17 protein-coding genes are annotated in these 16,728 nt (G+C 49.4%); 10 read left to right on the top strand and 7 right to left on the bottom strand.

What is annotated here, in order from left to right; all coding sequences use genetic code 11:
* Window positions 1-45: 45 nt before the first annotated feature.
* Window positions 46-1,677, bottom strand: coding sequence for a glycerophosphodiester phosphodiesterase family protein (locus GACE_RS11205; RefSeq protein ID WP_052400222.1), 1,632 nt, complete (start codon window positions 1,675-1,677; stop codon window positions 46-48).
* Between the two features lie 76 nt (window positions 1,678-1,753).
* On the bottom strand, window positions 1,754-2,992 hold the full coding sequence (gene icd, locus GACE_RS04580; RefSeq protein ID WP_048091563.1) for an isocitrate dehydrogenase (NADP(+)): 1,239 nt from the start codon (window positions 2,990-2,992) through the stop codon (window positions 1,754-1,756).
* Between the two features lie 102 nt (window positions 2,993-3,094).
* On the opposite strand from icd, the gene GACE_RS04575 reads away from it, so the two are divergent.
* Genes GACE_RS04575 through GACE_RS04550 form a run of 6 tightly spaced genes read left to right on the top strand, consistent with a single transcriptional unit; the run spans window position 3,095 to window position 9,067 of the window.
* Window positions 3,095-3,544 carry a 4Fe-4S dicluster domain-containing protein gene (locus GACE_RS04575; protein WP_048093659.1) on the top strand — a complete coding sequence of 150 codons (450 nt, stop codon included), beginning with the start codon at window positions 3,095-3,097 and terminating at the stop codon, window positions 3,542-3,544.
* Window positions 3,541-4,362: a heterodisulfide reductase-related iron-sulfur binding cluster gene (locus tag GACE_RS04570; protein ID WP_148305926.1), complete on the top strand. Its 822-nt coding sequence runs from the start codon at window positions 3,541-3,543 to the stop codon at window positions 4,360-4,362. Before GACE_RS04575 ends, GACE_RS04570 begins: the two co-directional genes overlap by 4 nt.
* 31 nt (window positions 4,363-4,393) lie before the next feature.
* A complete protein-coding gene (gene argJ / locus GACE_RS04565) occupies window positions 4,394-5,521 on the top strand; it encodes a bifunctional ornithine acetyltransferase/N-acetylglutamate synthase (RefSeq protein ID WP_048091560.1) in 1,128 nt (375 codons plus the stop codon).
* A 5-nt stretch (window positions 5,522-5,526) separates the two neighbouring features.
* Entirely contained in the window at window positions 5,527-6,735 is a 1,209-nt protein-coding gene (locus GACE_RS04560) for a potassium channel family protein (protein ID WP_048091558.1), read from the top strand.
* The gene (locus tag GACE_RS04555) at window positions 6,732-7,850 is read left to right on the top strand and encodes a cation:proton antiporter (RefSeq protein WP_048091556.1); all 1,119 of its coding nucleotides are present in this window, start codon (window positions 6,732-6,734) and stop codon (window positions 7,848-7,850) included. The genes GACE_RS04560 and GACE_RS04555 overlap by 4 nt, the downstream gene beginning before the upstream one ends.
* A 2-nt stretch (window positions 7,851-7,852) precedes the next feature.
* A complete protein-coding gene (locus GACE_RS04550) occupies window positions 7,853-9,067 on the top strand; it encodes an NAD(P)/FAD-dependent oxidoreductase (protein ID WP_318249313.1) in 1,215 nt (404 codons plus the stop codon).
* Here GACE_RS04550 and GACE_RS04545 read toward each other — a convergent pair.
* Window positions 9,039-9,971 carry a DUF1152 domain-containing protein gene (locus GACE_RS04545; RefSeq protein ID WP_318249300.1) on the bottom strand — a complete coding sequence of 311 codons (933 nt, stop codon included), beginning with the start codon at window positions 9,969-9,971 and terminating at the stop codon, window positions 9,039-9,041. The two genes, GACE_RS04550 and GACE_RS04545, sit on opposite strands and share 29 nt — an antisense overlap.
* Window positions 9,972-10,042: 71 nt before the next feature.
* Between GACE_RS04545 and GACE_RS04540 the strand changes: the two genes are divergently transcribed.
* Window positions 10,043-10,522: a gamma carbonic anhydrase family protein gene (locus tag GACE_RS04540; RefSeq protein ID WP_048091553.1), complete on the top strand. Its 480-nt coding sequence runs from the start codon at window positions 10,043-10,045 to the stop codon at window positions 10,520-10,522.
* Window positions 10,523-10,691: 169 nt separating this feature from the next.
* Complete coding sequence (locus tag GACE_RS04535) at window positions 10,692-11,123, top strand: Hsp20/alpha crystallin family protein (RefSeq protein WP_048091551.1); 432 nt, start codon at window positions 10,692-10,694, stop codon at window positions 11,121-11,123.
* A gap of 8 nt (window positions 11,124-11,131) precedes the next feature.
* Here the strand turns inward: GACE_RS04535 and GACE_RS04530 are convergent, their stop codons facing one another.
* From GACE_RS04530 to acs, 3 genes are all read right to left on the bottom strand, one after another.
* Window positions 11,132-12,196 carry an OBG GTPase family GTP-binding protein gene (locus tag GACE_RS04530; protein WP_048091549.1) on the bottom strand — a complete coding sequence of 355 codons (1,065 nt, stop codon included), beginning with the start codon at window positions 12,194-12,196 and terminating at the stop codon, window positions 11,132-11,134.
* Between the two features lie 73 nt (window positions 12,197-12,269).
* Entirely contained in the window at window positions 12,270-13,529 is a 1,260-nt protein-coding gene (locus GACE_RS04525) for a 3-isopropylmalate dehydratase large subunit (RefSeq protein ID WP_048091547.1), read from the bottom strand.
* Window positions 13,530-13,561: 32 nt separating this feature from the next.
* Complete coding sequence (acs, locus tag GACE_RS04520) at window positions 13,562-15,457, bottom strand: acetate--CoA ligase (protein ID WP_048093655.1); 1,896 nt, start codon at window positions 15,455-15,457, stop codon at window positions 13,562-13,564.
* A gap of 173 nt (window positions 15,458-15,630) precedes the next feature.
* On the opposite strand from acs, the gene GACE_RS04515 reads away from it, so the two are divergent.
* Window positions 15,631-15,888: a glutaredoxin domain-containing protein gene (locus tag GACE_RS04515; RefSeq protein ID WP_048093653.1), complete on the top strand. Its 258-nt coding sequence runs from the start codon at window positions 15,631-15,633 to the stop codon at window positions 15,886-15,888.
* The gene (locus tag GACE_RS04510) at window positions 15,878-16,231 is read left to right on the top strand and encodes a ferredoxin-thioredoxin reductase catalytic domain-containing protein (protein ID WP_048091545.1); all 354 of its coding nucleotides are present in this window, start codon (window positions 15,878-15,880) and stop codon (window positions 16,229-16,231) included. Before GACE_RS04515 ends, GACE_RS04510 begins: the two co-directional genes overlap by 11 nt.
* Here the strand turns inward: GACE_RS04510 and GACE_RS04505 are convergent.
* A complete protein-coding gene (locus GACE_RS04505) occupies window positions 16,202-16,708 on the bottom strand; it encodes a PD-(D/E)XK nuclease family protein (RefSeq protein WP_048091543.1) in 507 nt (168 codons plus the stop codon). The two genes, GACE_RS04510 and GACE_RS04505, sit on opposite strands and share 30 nt — an antisense overlap.
* Between the last annotated feature and the right edge of the window lie 20 nt (window positions 16,709-16,728).

Here is a 16,728-nt window from a genome sequence, read left to right as displayed (position 1 = left end):
TATGCAGGAAAGATGGAGTTTATAAAAAATCTTTGTAGTTTTCCGCTACCCTCTCAGAGCTGACGGTGTGCAGTGCATTCCATCTCGATTAACCATTAAGAATTTTCTCATCCTTTTCGGATCGTCGGTAATCACGCCGTCATATCTGCCTGACAGTCTGTCCAGCAGGGCTTCCTGATAAAATGTTTCGTCCCGGTAAGCCCAGAAAAACACCTTCAGCCCCGAGGCCTTCACCCTGTCGAGGAATTCTCCGAATCTGTCACCACCGGCCTCCGCGGCACTTTCAACCGGTATGGCAATACACCAGAGCCCCAGTTCATCGGCCAGAGAGAGGAAGTCAGACAGTTGATAATCCATCCTGATGAGTTTTGCAGTCTCTTCAAGGTCTCTGAGCAATCCGAGCTTTATTCCACCGTTCATCTTCCTGCAGTCTCTGAGGGTTTGGGGATCGAAGGATGTGATCAGGACCCTGTCATGATCGTGCTGGTCTATGATTCTCATGACCTCCTCGACCGCATCTCTGTCCTTTATCTCAATGTCAACGATTACGTATTTGGGAATGGCGTTCAGAACATCCTCAAGGGACGGGATTCTCTGCCCCATCTCGAGGCTCACGCTCTTCAGTTCGTCGAACGTCAGCTCCTTGACCTTTCTGGAGTCTCCGTTCACTTTCTCAAGCGTGCTGTCGTGGAACACGAAAGCTACGCCATCCCGGGAAAGCCACACATCCAGCTCAACCCCATCCGCTTCGGCATATACTGCCTCCACAAATGAGATGATCGTGTTTTCCGGGTATTTTGCCGAATACCCTCTGTGGGCAAGCACTACCGGCACATCTCCTCTGGCCTGTGATTTCTGCGAGACCCATAACACTGCATTTCGTATGAGTTTTATCAGGTAGGGGTTGCTGCTTGATATCGAGTTCTTCAACCCTTCGCGCCTGTCGCAGCTGTTTATCCAGATCGCCTTCCCCCTTCCGTAGTCCCTGCATGTTACGAGGGGCAGGGATTCCGGTGGTGGGGTTCTGTACAGGACTGCAACGTCCTCATCCCAATTGCCCCAGACAATTTCACCATCTTCAAGCTCGAACTCATCCGGGAGGTCTCTGAAAATGATGTGGCTTCCCATATCTCCGTTTTTGACGTACCTGACCACTCCGGTCCTGTGGAACTCGGTCATCTCCCCACCAAATACCTTTTTCAGGATCTCGTTTCTGGTTCTTCTGTATATTATGTCATGCCCACCTATCAATCCCCCACCGTTTTCGACGTATTTCTTCAGCCATTCCTGAATTTTCACCCTTTTGTTTTCGTCCTCAGACAGCTTCGTAACATCCGTCACAGTGAACAGCACTGCAGGAATTATTCTGCTGTTTCGAGGGTATCTGAACACATCTTCCGGAGATTCCAGGGGGAGGACCCTGAACCTGTCACCCAGCTCCCTCTCCAGGTTTGAGGATAATTTAGCAAGCAGAAAACCGTCATCAACCCAGACGAGAACCATCGGCTTTCTGTCCGTGATGTATCTGCCGTATGTGTGGAGGATGTTCAGGGTTCTGAACAGTTCATCTTTGAACCAAGCTGCAGCCACCAGTATTGCAGTTACAGCAATATTCAGAAACAGACCTTTAAAAACGTCGAGTGCTGAAGGCAATGGCGAAAAATTCAGGTCGAGCATATTAGATTTACACTCCGGTAAATTTAAAACTTGCCACTATTCTGCTTGAGCAAAAATGGAATGAAATTGTGGAAGTTCAGACGCTTTCAAGCCTTTCAACGACTGCCTGGGCGAACTCTCTTGTTCCGACCAGGTTGCCACCCATGTGTCTGTGCAGGTCGTAGGTCACGATCTTATCTGCTATTGTGAGCTCAATTGCCTTCTTTATCATCTCTCCTGCCTTCTTCCATCCCAGGTATTCAAGCATGAGAACACCTGTGAGAATCTGTGCGGTGGGGTTTACCTTGTTCTGCCCGGCGTACTTTGGAGCCGAACCGTGAACAGGTTCAAAGACGCCCATGCCATCCCCTATGTTGCTTCCCGGAGCAACTCCAAGCCCTCCGACTAATGCGGCTGCGGCATCGCTCATGTAATCTCCATTGAGGTTGGGCATGGCGAGGACGTCGTATTCGGCCGTTCGGGTGAGGAGCTGCTGGAACATGTTGTCTGCAATCCTGTCGTTGATGAGTATCTTCCCCTTGGGAAGCTCTCCGTTGTAGTTGTTCCATAGCTCGTCTTCCGTTATCACCCTGTCTCCGAATTCGTCCTTCGCAACCTCATACCCCCAGTCCCTGAAGGCCCCTTCCGTGTACTTCATGATGTTCCCCTTGTGTACGAGGGTTACGCTTCTTCTCTCGTTATCTATTGCGTACTGGATCGCAAGCCTGACGAGCCTTTTTGTGGCGAATTCGCTGATGGGTTTTATTCCAATTCCGGAGTCGTTCCTTATGCTGACTCCAAGCTCGTCAGACAGGAATTTTATTATCTTGTTTGCCTCCTCGCTCCCCCTGGGCCATTCTATGCCGGCGTAAACGTCCTCGGTGTTTTCCCTGAAAATGACGAGGTCAACCACTTCGGGATTCTTCAACGGGCTTGGGAAACCGTTCAGGTAGTAAACAGGCCTGACGTTTGCGTAGAGGTCAAGCACCTGCCTGATTGTTACGTTCAGACTTCTGAACCCTCCTCCAACCGGGGTCGTCAGCGGGCCCTTGAAAGCCACCCTGTACTCCCTTACAGCGTTAAGTGTGTCTTCAGGCAGATACGTCCCGTAAATTCTGTGAGCGTCCTCTCCAGCATAGGTTTTGAACCAGACAATCTCCTTACCGATTTTTTCAACAGCCGCATCGATTACCATTTTTGCAGCGGGAACAACGTCCTTTCCTATCCCGTCTCCCTCAAAATAGGGTATTACCGGGCTATCCGGGACTGTGAGCTTTCCATCACTGTATGTTATTTTTTCTCCGTTTTCTGGAGGCGTTATTTTCTCAAAGTTCATAAGCTGACATCAAAGGCCGGTTATAAAATTTTTATCGACAGTTTTTGAAAATCCAGATGAAACTCCGACATCTTTTAATAATTAATGGGCGAAATTGAGGCGATGAATGAAGAGTACCTCAGGAAACTGAATACCTGCATTCAGTGCGGGACCTGCATTGGAAGCTGTTTTTCAGGAAAGGTTACCGCCCTCAACACCCGAAAAATTCTGATGGAATATCTTGCTAAGGGAAAACCTGTAAAGGAAGATGATACCATCTGGTTCTGTGTAACCTGCTATGCCTGCCAGGAGAGGTGTCCTCGCGGGATTCCCCTCACTGACATTCTCATTGAGGCAAGAAAGGAGCTTGTGAAAGAGAAGGGTCTTCCCGGAAGGCTTAAAAATGCATTTGGCTTTCTTGCAGAATACTCTGCCCTCGTTCCCGCAAGGGATGAGCACGCAAAGCTCAGGGAAGAGCTTGGACTGCCCCTGTATCACTCCCAGTTTGTGGACGGGGCAAGAGATGAGGTTGTTGAAATCGTCAGGAAACACCTGGGAGGGGTTGTCAGGTGAAGTTTTTTCCAGGCTGCATGATTCACAACCGGTACCCTGGAATCGAGAAGGCTCTTTATTATGTTTTTGAAAAACTCGGCATTGATATATCCCCGCTCGAAGGGTCTTCGTGCTGTCCGGCTCCCTCCATAACCAGGTCTGTTAGCAGTGAGCTGTGGGAAGAGCTTGCACAGAGAAATCTGAAGCTCGCGGACGGGGAGACAGTAATTACTGCATGCAACGGCTGTTTCACGACCCTTCTTGAGGTCTCTGAGAAGTCTGGAACCGGAGACGTGAGGCATGTGGCTGAGTTCTTCTATACTGAAATTGGGGTCGAAGAGCTGAAGAGATATGTGGAAAAAAGACTCCCCTTAAAGCTTGCAATCCACTACGGATGCCATTTCTTCAGGCCAAGCAAGCACAAGAAGTTCACGTCTCCTGAGAGGCCGAAAATGCTTGACGAGCTTGTGGAGGTTTTTGGCGCTGAGAGCGTGGATTACAGATACAAGTTCATGTGCTGCGGTGGTGGTGGGGGCGTTAGAGCCGGCGCAACTGAAGTCTCCCATGACCTTCTCAGGAGAAAGATGGACGGTATTGTCGAGGCGGACGTTGATGCAATCGCTGTAATCTGCCCTCTGTGCATGAATCAGTTCGACAACGGTCAGAAGGAGCTGAGTGAGCTTGTTGGCGAGGATTACGGTATCCCGGTGATTCACTACGTACAGCTCCTTGCGATTGCCATGGGTATGGACGTCGAGGACACTGGCCTGGAAAGGCATGCGATTGTGAGCCACAGCTTTATAGAAAAGCTCGTGAAAGGAGAAAAGGTTGAGGACTAAATTTTTATCCTATAACTCCTACAGGATTTTTATGGATTTTAAGCCCCTGAAGTGTTACGGGATAAAGGAAGGGAAATACGGAGTTGGTGTGGCTGTTATTGACGGGAAAATCCATGCGGTTTACACGAAAAACAGAATTAAAGCAGCCCCGGTCATTTTCAATCAGAATAATCTTTGTGAGAGGATCAGGGGAATTATAGTGAATTCTGGAAACGCCAATGCATTTACCGGAGATGAGGGAATGAGAATGGCTGAAAGAATGGCAGCGTTTCTCGCAGAAAAGCTCGGTTGTGATGTCAGTGAGGTTGCGATCGCCTCAACAGGAGTGATAGGCGTCCTTCCCGACATGGAAAAAATCGAGCAGCTGGCAGAGGAGGTTCTGAAAAGGCTTGAAAGCTCTGAGGCTGGTGTAAAAGCTTTTGCCAGGGCAATCATGACAACAGACAGATATCCGAAGATTTCTTTCAGGGAGGTGGACAGAGTCAGGGTGCTCGGGATTGCCAAGGGGGCAGGCATGATTGCTCCAAACATGGCGACAATGCTGGCCTTCATATTCACAAACGCAAAAACCTCGGAAATGGATGCTGTTTTCAGAAAATGTGTGGACGAGACGTTCAACAGGATAACCGTTGATGGTGACACCTCCACCAACGACACGGTTTTTCTCGTAACGACGGAGGAGATTGAGGTTCCCCGGGAAAAGCTCGAAAGTTTGATGAGGGATGTGATGCTCGAGCTTGCTGAGATGATTGTTATGGACGGCGAAGGTGCGACGAAGCTTTTTTACGTGCATGTTTATGGTGCAAAAAGTGATGAGGATGCAGACCGGGTTGCAAGGGCGGTGGCAAACTCTCTGCTTGTCAAAACCGCCATCTACGGAGAGGATCCAAACTTTGGAAGGATAATCGCAGCGGCGGGATATTCAGGGGCTGAGGTGGATGATGTCATAACCCTGAAACTCAGGAGCGGTTATGGTGAGGCTGTGATTGTTGACAGGGGCAGGGTTGCCGAGGAAAACATCGGGCAGGCGGAGAGGGTTATGAAGGCCAGAAAACTCGAGATAATCCTTGACCTGCATAAAGGGGATGGTTACGGATTTGCAATCGGGTGTGATCTCACGCACGACTACGTTGAGCTGAATTCTGCCTACACAACGTGATTTCGATGCACATAATTGTTGGTGGAGGAAGAGTGGGACGACAGCTTGCCGAGAGGCTTGGAGATGTAATTATTGTGGAAAAGGACAGGAGGACTGCTGAAGAGCTCGAAAATCTCGGGTTCAGTGTTGTGCTGGAGGATGCAACGAACAGACACCTCTGGGAAGAGCTGCCTGTGGAAGGCTCGACCGTGATTCTTGCCACAAACGATGATGAGGTGAACCTGAGGATTGCAGGAATTCTCAAGGAATTTGAACCCAGCGACATCATCGCCCGGATCGAGTCCGAAGAGTATTCTAAGGAATACCTCAATCTGGGTGTGAGGGGAATAAGCTGTGGAAAAACAATCGCATCAGAACTGCTCAGCGAGATAGCCGAGTCAAGAAGGAGGTATTTCGAGATCAGGGTTAGTCAGGATAATTTTGCGGGAAAAAGACTTGCGGACATTGACACCGGTGACAACTGCACGGCCATACTCGTCTTCAGGGAGGGGAAGATCCTGAGGCCCCATCCCGACCTTGTTCTTGAAACCGGAGACCTCATCGGGATTCTGTGCGGGAGAGAAATAAAGAAGACAAAGAATCCGTTTGACGAGATACTCGCAATAATCCGGCATCCGGAGAAGTTTGAGGCGGTTATGAGGGAGGCGAGAATAATAGCCGACAGGTTCGAGGCAGATTTGCTGATTCTCCACAAGGAAGATGGAAAGGTTATGTGCTCTCTTTCAGCCCCCAGGGTGGAGTACATGAGCATAGGAGAGGCAATGGAACTCCTGATCGATCTGGAAGACAAGGTCGATCTCATTGTAACCGAATCTCCCGCAAAGAAAATCGAGATCAGGATGGATGTTTTCCGCAAGTTTCCGGTTCTTCTTGCAAAAGGTAAGGAATCATACGACAGCATTCTGGCCGTGGTGAACACAGAAACTCCAGAGGAGGTGCTGACATACGCGACATCCTTTGCAAACAGATTCGGAAAGTGTGTCGTGCTTTTCCTCGACAGGGAACAGCTGAAGTCTGTCCCCTCTGCCATAGAATCCCCGACAGTTGAGGTCAGGACAGCAGAATTCAACCCTCTGATAGAGGTGGTCAGGGAGGTCAGGAAGGGCTACGACCTGATCATATTCTCTATCTCGAACTCTGCGGGCAATCTCGATGCTGAGTTCCTCTGGAAATTTATAATCGACACTGAATCCTCTGTGCTGGTGGTAAGATGAACGACATTTTCCAGATTTCGGCAGTGGCAATCATAGCCTTCGCATCACCAATAATATCTGAAAGGATAGGCGCTCCGGCCGTCATCGTTGAGATCATGGCAGGCTTCGTTCTGGCATACTTCCTCGCAGACCTGATTCGATCTGAGTGGTTTCACTTCTTTTCTTCAATTGGCCTGATATTTCTGATGTTCCTTTCCGGGCTGGAAATAGATTTTTCACTCCTTTTCAAGAAAATCAGGCAGTACTGGAGGGTACCACTCTACGTCTTTCTCTCGTTAATCCTGTCATTCGTTTTTGTGAAAGTCTTCAATATGGCGACAATTTATGCAGTTTTCCTTGCCAACGTGTCTCTCGGCATTGTTATGCCTGTTATGAGAGAAATGAACCTGGTCTCCACTAATTTTGGCCAGAAAATCCTTTTTGCGACCTTTCTGACCGATCTCATAACCATATCTCTGCTATCCGGGATTGCAATTGGTTACAGGGTGTCCGGGAGCTACCTGGAGCTTTTGCTGCCAGCTGCACTCGTACCTCTGTTCGTGTTTGCGTACCATCTCGGGAGGTATCTTATCTGGCACTTTCCGGATTTCATGGCCAGGTTTTTCGACGACCCTATGGAGCTCGGCGTCAGAGGGAGCTTTGCAATCATGATCCTCTTTTCAGGTCTCGCGTTTATTCTTGGCAGCGAGGCCATTCTCGGGGCGTTTCTCGCAGGCTCTCTGGTGTCACTGACATTCAGGGGTGCCGGCAAACTTGAGGAAAGTCTGATGGGCATAGGATACGGGATTTTCATACCGTTCTTCTTCATCAAGACCGGTGCGGATATGTACTTCAGCATATCTGAGCTAACCCTGACCCTGCCGTTAGTGCTGCTGCTGGCGGGGTTCGCTGTAAAGCTGCTGCCCTCCGCTGTGTTCGTCAGGGAGATTGGAGTCAGGGCTTCGCTAGCATTTGGAACAATTCAGAGCTCGAAACTCGGTCTCACTCTGGCTGGAGCCGAGATAGCGAGAGAGCTCGGAATAATTTCCTCCGGAGAGGCTGCGGGGATTGCTCTCTGGACGATTCTGTCCGCGTTCATATTTCCTGTAATGTTCAGAAAGGTGGTGAGAGATTGAAAGTGGCTGTAATCGGGGCTGGGCTTGCCGGGCTGAATGCCGGCAGGATACTTTCAGAGTATGTGGATGTTGATGTTTACGAAAGCACTGCGAAGGGAGGACTTGCAGGCTCGTTCTGCACCGATGATTACTGCATAGAGGTGTTTTATCATCACTTTTTCAGGCAGGACAGCTATCTGATTGATCTGCTGGATGAGCTGAAGCTCGGGAACAGGGTTGTCTGGAATACTTCAAGAGTCGGACAGGCATTCAGAGGGACAATTTACCCTCTCAACACGCCTCTTGAGATTCTCAGGTATCCCGGAATGAGCCTGCTGGATAAAATCCGGCTCGCAAAATTTACTGTTACCGCAAAGAAAAGGAAATACGAGCTTTTTGACAGTACCAGTGTTATTGATGGCCTGAGGAGGGATGCGGGAGACAGGCTCATCGAGAGGTTTTTCCTCCCTCTGCTGAAATCCAAGTTTGGTGAGAATTACAGTGATGTCAGCTACGCGTGGCTCCTCGCCCGGGTAACTCTCAGGAGTAACAGAAAGCTGAGCGGAGAGGAGCTGGGATACCTTAGGGGTGGGTTTCACCAGCTGATCGACAGGTTGTCTGATGGGCTTGAGATAATTGGTGAGAGGGCGAGGATCAGAAAGGACGGGCGGTGGAATGTCAACGGTACTGACTATGATGCTGTTGTTTTCACGGCGCCACTCCCGGAGCTTGGAGAGCTTGGAAGGAGGATGGGCATTCAGGATGTCAGATATCAGAGCAGTATCTGTCTCCTGATTTCAATGGATTCTCCGTTCACGGATGATCTTTACTGGATCAACTATGATGCAGAACCGTTTGGCGCGACAATAGAGCACACAAACTTCATGCCCCCTGAGGATTACGGGGAGCACCTGATGTATGTTGCATCATACACGACCCCCGATAGGGTTTATTCCCTTACCGACAGCGAGATTTTCAGGCTTTACCTCTCAGCTCTCAGGAAATACGGGCTGGATGAAAATTCGATAAGGTGGTGGAGGGTTTTCAGAGCCAAATTCAGCGGGCCAGTTTATGAGAAAGACTTCAGGAGCAAGATAACACCCTACAGGGTAGCGGACGGGTTTTACATGGCTGGAATGACTTCCGATACAAACTATCCGGAAAGGAGCATGAATGGCAGCCTTCTCGCAGGCAAAAAAGCGGCTGAAATCATTCTGAGGGATTTTTCGCTGCTGTGATTCTGTCCGCTCTTTCCATTTCCTTTTCCAGGTCGTACTCGGTTTTTATGCCCATCCTGTTGAGTATTTCGTTTGCCTCCACTATGCTCTTTGTGCTGTAAATTGCTCTGGCCATGGGGCTTCGCATGTAAACCTCCTTCAGATCCAGATAGAATATCAGAGAATTGAGGATTGAAATTTCAAGCTCAAGCTCCCCCCAGAAGCTGTATTTTCCGAAGTATCCATTTCTTGCGATTGCCGGGATTTTTGAGGCCTCGCTCTCAACACCCATGAGAAACTCGATAATCTCGCCGTTGACCTCCACAATGCTTACGCCATACACTGCACTGTGAAGTTCTGAAAGATAGGTTTCAAGCTCCCTTCTGCTCAGCTCCCCATCACTCCCGAATCCCACAACGGCAAGGATGGAGTTCAGGTCGGAAAGGGCTGAAAGCATAACTGAGTCTGCGAGCGGGCTCGTAAGGCCTCTTTCGTTCCCCCTTGCAAGAGAGTCTCCGCCCGCATCAACTCCAAAAACGATGTCTATTTCGCTGGCATTGATAAATTCCTGCAAATCGTCCTTCAGGGTAAAGACACCCTCTGTGATGCTGACAGCAAGCACCCTTTCCTTCAGAAAGTCTGCGACCTGGGAGACAATTGGCGTTATGCTGCCCAGCCTTTCACCGCCCGAAACGTACCCGAGCGTTCTGGATATTCTCTCAACTCCCTCTATTTCATCCAGACTCCTTGGGCCAACCTTCCTGTCCCTTCTGTACCTTTCCCACACGACTCCGCCGCATATGCACTCCACTCCAAATTTTTCGAGGAAGTTTTTCACGTAAATCGTGCTTATGATGTCCCCTCCTCCACCTATGCCTATCAGAAGTGCCCTTTCAGCATTCATCGCGATGTCCAATATCTTCACAGCTTAAGCTGGAAAGGTGAGAACATATTATTTTCGAAAAAATCATATTTGATGGTGATGCACGGTTCTCCATGAAAGTTGGAAACGGTGTATTCATCGCAGAAACTGCAGTTGTCAGAGGGGACGTGGAGATTGGAGACGATTCAAGCATCTGGTACAATGCTGTGGTCAGGGGAGACGTGGATTACATAAGGATAGGCAGCGAGACGAACATTCAGGACAATGTCGTCGTCCATGTGGATGAGGGTGAGCCGTGTGAAATCGGGAGCAGGGTTACGGTTGGCCACTCTGCTGTTGTTCATGCATGCAGGATAGCCGACAATGTTCTCATAGGCATGGGTGCGATTGTTCTGAACGGGGCGGAGGTTGGTGAATACACGATCGTAGGGGCAGGTTCTGTTCTTACCGGTAAGAAGTATCCGGAGCACTCGCTCATACTGGGCGTTCCGGGAAAGGTTGTTAGAGAGCTCACCGATTCCGAGCTTGAGTTCATAGAGAGAAGCTGGAAGAACTACATACGGCTCAAGAACAGGTATCTTGGCATGGAATGAAATTATCGACCAGACCTGATTAAAATTTTTGAAGCTCTGAGCAAATTCACCGTCTCTTTCTCCCCTCTCATCTCTCCGGAGCCTCTGTCTCCACTCCATGCTGAGAAAATTTTAAATATGGGATATACTAACTAAAAGTTAGGAAACACAAGTTAAGGAGGTGATGTGAATGAGAACATTTGACCCGTTTGATGAGGTGAGGCGGCTTCAGGAGAGGATGGTGAGGCTGCTTGACGAGTTTGACAGGTTTGCAGCTCCGGCAGCTGAGAAACTGATTGAGAGGCTTGGAATGCCGGTTGACGTGATAGATGAGGGAGACAAATTCAGGATCGTGGCAGACCTTCCCGGTTTCGACAAGAACGACATCGAGATCTACATTGAAGACGGCGACCTCGTCATAAGGGCAGTCCGAAAGGAAGAAAAAGAGGAGAAGGACAGAAACTTCCTCAGAAGAGAGAGAAGTTTTGGCGAGGTGTACAGGAGGATCAGCCTGCCTGCCGACGTTCAGGAGGACAGGATAAAAGCAAGGTACAACAACGGTGTTCTTGAAATCGAGGCTCCAAAGACCAAGAGCGATAGGAAAATAATCAGGATTGAATAATCCTATTTTTATCTTGCATATACTGTTATTACGTCTCCGTCTTCAAGCTCGTGCTCCAGTCCGACCTTCTGCCCCTCAAATTTCACGCTCCTGCCCCACACTCTGGCGTACTTGAAGTTTTCAAGAAGGTCTCTGTGGATTTTTCTGCAGACATCCTCGACCCTCGCCCCCCTTCTGAGAATCATTGGCTCCTCTTCCATCTTTCCGCCGGGAGGTTTGAGGTAAACCCTTATGAAGTCCAGTTTGCGGTAGATTTCTTCTACAAGCTTATCAAGGTTAATCTTTTTCTCTGCAGACACTGCTATGGCGTTTTCTGGAATTTGGGCGTCAGGATACAGGTCTATCTTGTTGACAACTGTTATTGAGGGTATGTACGCTCTGTTTCCGAGAATCGCATCGATCAACCTGTCGATCGTTATGTCCTCTCTTATCAGGATCTCGCCGTTGTGTATCTTGTATTCCCTGAGAATGCTCCGTATTGTCTGCTCGTCGATGGATAGATCCACTGTGGATTTTATGCTAAGCCCACCCGTGGCCTTCTTTTTTATAACAACATCTGGAGGTTTTTCATCAAGCCTAATACCGCCCTCGTAAAGCTCATTTTTCAATACATCTATATTTTCGAGGGTGAAAACGTCAACGACGATTATTATGATGTCCGCATTTCTGACGGCTGCGAGAATCTCCCTGCCCCTGCCTCTCCCTCTGGATGCCCCTTCAATCAGTCCGGGAACATCGACAATCTGAATCTTTGCACCGTTGTATTCAAGCATTCCCGGAACGGGTTTGAGGGTAGTGAAATCGTAATCCCCAACCTCGCTTTTTGCCCCCGTCAGGGCGTTGAGTATCGTGGACTTGCCTACTGAGGGATAGCCAACAAGAACGGCCGTAGCATCTCCTTCCTTTTTAATTGCGTACTGTTCTCCGCCGGTCTTCTTTCTCTGCTTCTCTGCCTCCTCTTTAAGCCTGGCGAGCTTGGCCTTCAGCCTGCCTATGTGGTGCTCGGTGGCTTTGTTGTACGGTGTTTTCCGTATCTCCTCTTCAAGCCTCTTTATTTCCTGATGAATGTCCATTGGATGGGAATGGTTACCTGCTTAATAAAAAGATACTGATTTCCGAAATGAAGTTTGTGCAATAAAATGGAAATTAGAGGTATTTTCTCGGGTCCGTGATTCTGCCCTCGATGGCCGTTGCTGCTGCAGTCGCCGGGGATGCGAGGTAGATCTCGGCCTCCGGGTTGCCCATTCTACCCTTGAAGTTTCTGTTCTGTGTTGAGACGCACACCTCACCGTCGGCGAGTATGCCCATGTGTATTCCGACGCAGGGACCGCATCCCGGAGGGATCACGATTCCGCCCGCCTCGACAATGGTTTTCAGGTATCCTCTCTCGTCGGCCTGAATGTATATCTCCCTGCTTGCCGGCCCAACGATCAGCCTCACGTTCTCTGAGACCTTCTTCCCCTTGAGCATTCTGGCCACGATCTCTATGTCGCTCAGCCTCCCGTTCGTGCATGTCCCCACGAACACCTGGTCGACTGGAGTTCCCTCAACCTCTGAAACAGGAGCGACATTGTCCACATTGTGGGGTTTCGAGACCACCGGTTCGAGATCTCCGGCATCGAAATACAGTTCCCTCTCGTATTCTGCATCGCTGTCGGGCCTGATCTCCCTGAACCTGTCGGCCCTGCCTCTTTCAGTCAGATACCTTTTTGTTTCCCCGTCGCTCTTGAACAGTCCGGCTTTTGCCCCGCACTCGATTGCCATGTTGGCCATCGTCAGTCTGCCGTCGATGTGCATGCCGTCTATTGTGTCTCCGTGGAACTCCAGAGCCTTGTACGTTGCACCATCAACCCCGAGCTCTCCGATTATCGTGAGCATCAGGTCCTTTGGATACACCCCTTCAGGCATTTTTCCATTCACTTCAACTCTGAACGTTTCCGGAACCCTGAACCAGTTTTTACCGAGGGCAACGGCAATCGCAACGTCGGTTGACCCCATACCGGTTGAAAAAGCCCCAAGTGCGCCGTAGGTGCATGTGTGACTGTCTGCTCCCACAACAAGGTCTCCGGGGTTCACGTATCTCTCGACCATTATCTGGTGGATTATTCCATTTCCGGGTTTGCTGAAATCGGCACCGGACTTCCTTGCAAATTCGCATATGAACCTGTGGTCATTGCTCAGCTCTTTTCTCGGCGAAGGTGCAGCGTGATCCACGAAGAAGTGGGTGATTTCAGCACCTTTGATGTTTTTCTCATCTATTCCCAGAGCCTGTATCTGTCTTATTGCGAGAGGAGCGGTACCATCCTGCAGAGCAATCTGGTCGACTCTGGCTATGACGATGTCTCCTGCGTAAGCGTCTTCACCGCTTTTCTCTGAGAAGATTTTCTCGGCAATGGTTTTGCCCATGCTTGACGAGGAAAAATAGGGTATTTAAAGGTTTACTGCTGAATAACAATCACACCCCTATCACTTGGCTTCAGCTTCATGAGCTTCTCAACGGAATCGGGGTTGCTGACCACGGATGAAATCTTCTTGTTGACGACGGCCTCGTAAATAGCCCTCCTGAGTATCTTTCCGCCCGCCCTCGGCAGTTCCGGAGTGAAGACTATCAGTGCGGGGTGTGCAATCTTTCCAATATCCCTTTCGATTTTTTCCGTGATTTTTTCTGCCACCTCTTTTCCGGGATTGCTGGAAACGACGAAAAGTGCTATGGCGCTTCCCTTAACTCTGTCCGGCAGACCAACCGCCGCGACCTCCCTGATGTCCTGAATCTCCATGACCGCATGTTCAAGCTCGATCAGTGAAACCCTGTGGCCGCTTATGTTGATAACGTCATCAACCCTTCCAACGATCCAGATGTGGCCCTCGTCATCCATGTATGCCGAGTCCCCGGTAAAGTAAACTCTCTTTCCGTATTTGGTCCAGTAGAATTTTATGTAGCTTGATGTATCGCCGTTTATTTCAAGCATAATCCCGGGAAATGGTTTTTTGATTACGAGATTCCCGATTTCGAAGGGTTTGACCTTTTTTCCACCATCGTCTATTATGTCCACCTCAATACCCGGCAGGGCCTTTCCCACAGAGGCCGGTTTCATTGGGGTAAGAGCCGGTATCTGGGACAGGACATGCCCTCCTGTCTCGGTCTGCCACCACGTGTTGACGAGGGGAATCTTCTTCCTCCCGAGCTCACCGTACAGCCAGCTCCAGGTTTCCGGGTCTATCGGCTCGCCGACCGAGCCTATTAACCTGAGAGAACTCAGGTCGTATCCGCTGATATCACACCCGTTGATCATTCTGGCGAGCGTGGGAACTGTGTAAAACACCGTAACACCGTACTTTTCAATTATGTCGAAAATCCGGCAAATGTCCGGATAATCCGGGGCACCCTCATACAGGAGCGTCGTGGCCCCAACAGCCAGAGGTCCGTAAACGCCGTAGCTGTGCCCGGTAATCCATCCAAGGCTTGCGGTTGTCCATATTATGTCGTCTGGCTTGAGGTCGAGAACCATTTTGGATGTGGCGTAAACGTGGACGAGGTATCCGCCTGTGGAGTGGACTATACCCTTTGGTTCTGCTGTTGATCCGCTCGTGTACATTATGAAGAGTGGATGATTTGAATCGAGAACTTCGGGAGAGGCGTCCTTCTTGATCAGGAGGTCATGATACCAGTGGTCTCTTTCTTCGACCATGCTGACCTCATTTTTCGCCCTTCTGACCACAATGACCTTTTTTATTTTCCCGTATTCGTCACATGCCTCGTCAGCCTTCTCCTTCAGGTTAATGAGCCTGCCCCGCCTGAAATATCCGTCTGCAGTTATTAAATACTCGGCTCTGCTGTCCCTGAGCCTGTATGCAGCGGATTTGGCGCTGAAACCCTCGAAAATGTATATGTGTGTCGCACCTATCCTCGCGCATGCGAGCATAGCTATGACTGCCTCTGCCAGATTTGGCATGTACAGTGCAACTTTCGACCCCTGTTTAACTCCAAGCTCCTTCAGAGCGGATGAAAAAGCATTGACTTCTTTGTAAAGCTGATAATATGTGATGATTCTGCTTTCACCGTTTTCACCCTCCCATATTATTGCGGCCTTGTTCTTCTTCTCGGCATGCCTGTCAACGCAGTTGTAACATGCGTTTATCTTCCCTCCAACAAAGAATCTGTAGAATGGCGCTCTGGAATCGTCCAGAAAGCTGTACCACGGTTCAAACCACTCAAGCTCTCTTGCAAAGTCCTCCCAGAACTCAACCCAGTTCTCCGAGGCGCGTGAGTAGATTGCAGGGTCTCTGACGTTGGCACTCAGGACGAATTCCTTGGATGGATATATCCCTTTCATTTTTATCACTATTAATAATGGCTGAAATTTGTTTTTAAAAGTTGCTATTTTTGATAGATTCCGGTATCTTTCAGTATCGTTTGTCCTGTGCCTGCGTGTCTGAAATGGACGAATTCTGTATCGCGGGTTTCGAGAATGGAAAAACTTATCTTGATCTTTTTACCTCTGATTTTATGCTGAGGGTCTATGCCCTTTCAACCTGTCCCTACTGCAAAAAGACTCTGAAGTTTCTTGAGGAGAACGGCATTGAGGCTGATGTGGTATTCATTGACCTGCTCGACATGGAGAAAAAGGAAATGGCCATGAGGGAGGCCTACAGCTATGCTGGCATGTACGCCGTGCCGGTCGTGGTTTACGGAGATGTGGTGATTGCGGGCTTTGATAAGGGGAAGCTCGAAAAGCTCGTGGAGATGATAAAGGGTGAGTCCTGAGGAGTATGTGCAAACAGCCAGAAGGATCGCTCAGAGTAAGGGGTGGGAACTGAACCCCGACAAAGAGCTTGTTCTTGAGCTGGTGAAAGGCCTGCTGGAAAACAGGAGGAGGTACGGGAAGAGTTACTGTCCGTGCAGGGTTGTGGCTGGAAATGAGGAGCTTGACAGGAAGATAATCTGCCCATGTGTTTATGCCGGGCAGGACATATCCGAATACGGGAGGTGTTTCTGCGGGCTTTACGTGACCCGGGAAGTTTACAGCAGTGCAGGGGAAATGCCTGCAGTAATACCGGACAGACATGCAGAAGAGCTGCTAAAGTTCCTCGCAGATAAACGAGTATGAACACCACTGGCAGTACGATGTGTCTCTGTAGTATTTCCCGGAATGCAGGTAGTTGAAGAACTCAATGCTCTCACGAAAGAGCCTGTCGCTGTAATTTATCTCGTATTTCCTGAATTTCTCACCATTGTACTCCACGAGGAACCCTTTTTTTCTTCCGGACATTGCGAGGTAGAGGTTCAGCTGTCCGACCCAGTTTTTTGTGGGCTTGCGGAATGTCCTCACACTCTTGACCTCGTAAACCTCTGTGTGAGTTACAAAATCTGCCCTCCCGTATATCGTGTAGTATTTTGTCCGGTAGTTCAGAGGTTTCTGCTTCCTGTAAGGAGTTCTGAGGATCTTCAGCATCCGCTCAAATTCGACCTCAGCTTTTCGTCCCCTTTCGATAGCCTCAGCCTCGATTCGGCTGTATTCCGGATACTTTCCCGCCAGGTATATCTGGAAAGGGCATCTGAATACCCACGATGCGGGATATTTCACATGCTGATTGAGCTGAAAGG

Source organism: Geoglobus acetivorans (genome assembly GCF_000789255.1).
In the GTDB taxonomy this organism is placed as follows: domain Archaea; phylum Halobacteriota; class Archaeoglobi; order Archaeoglobales; family Archaeoglobaceae; genus Geoglobus; species Geoglobus acetivorans_B.
Note: the sequence above shows the minus strand (reverse complement) of the source record. Positions and strands in the feature narration are given on the sequence as shown.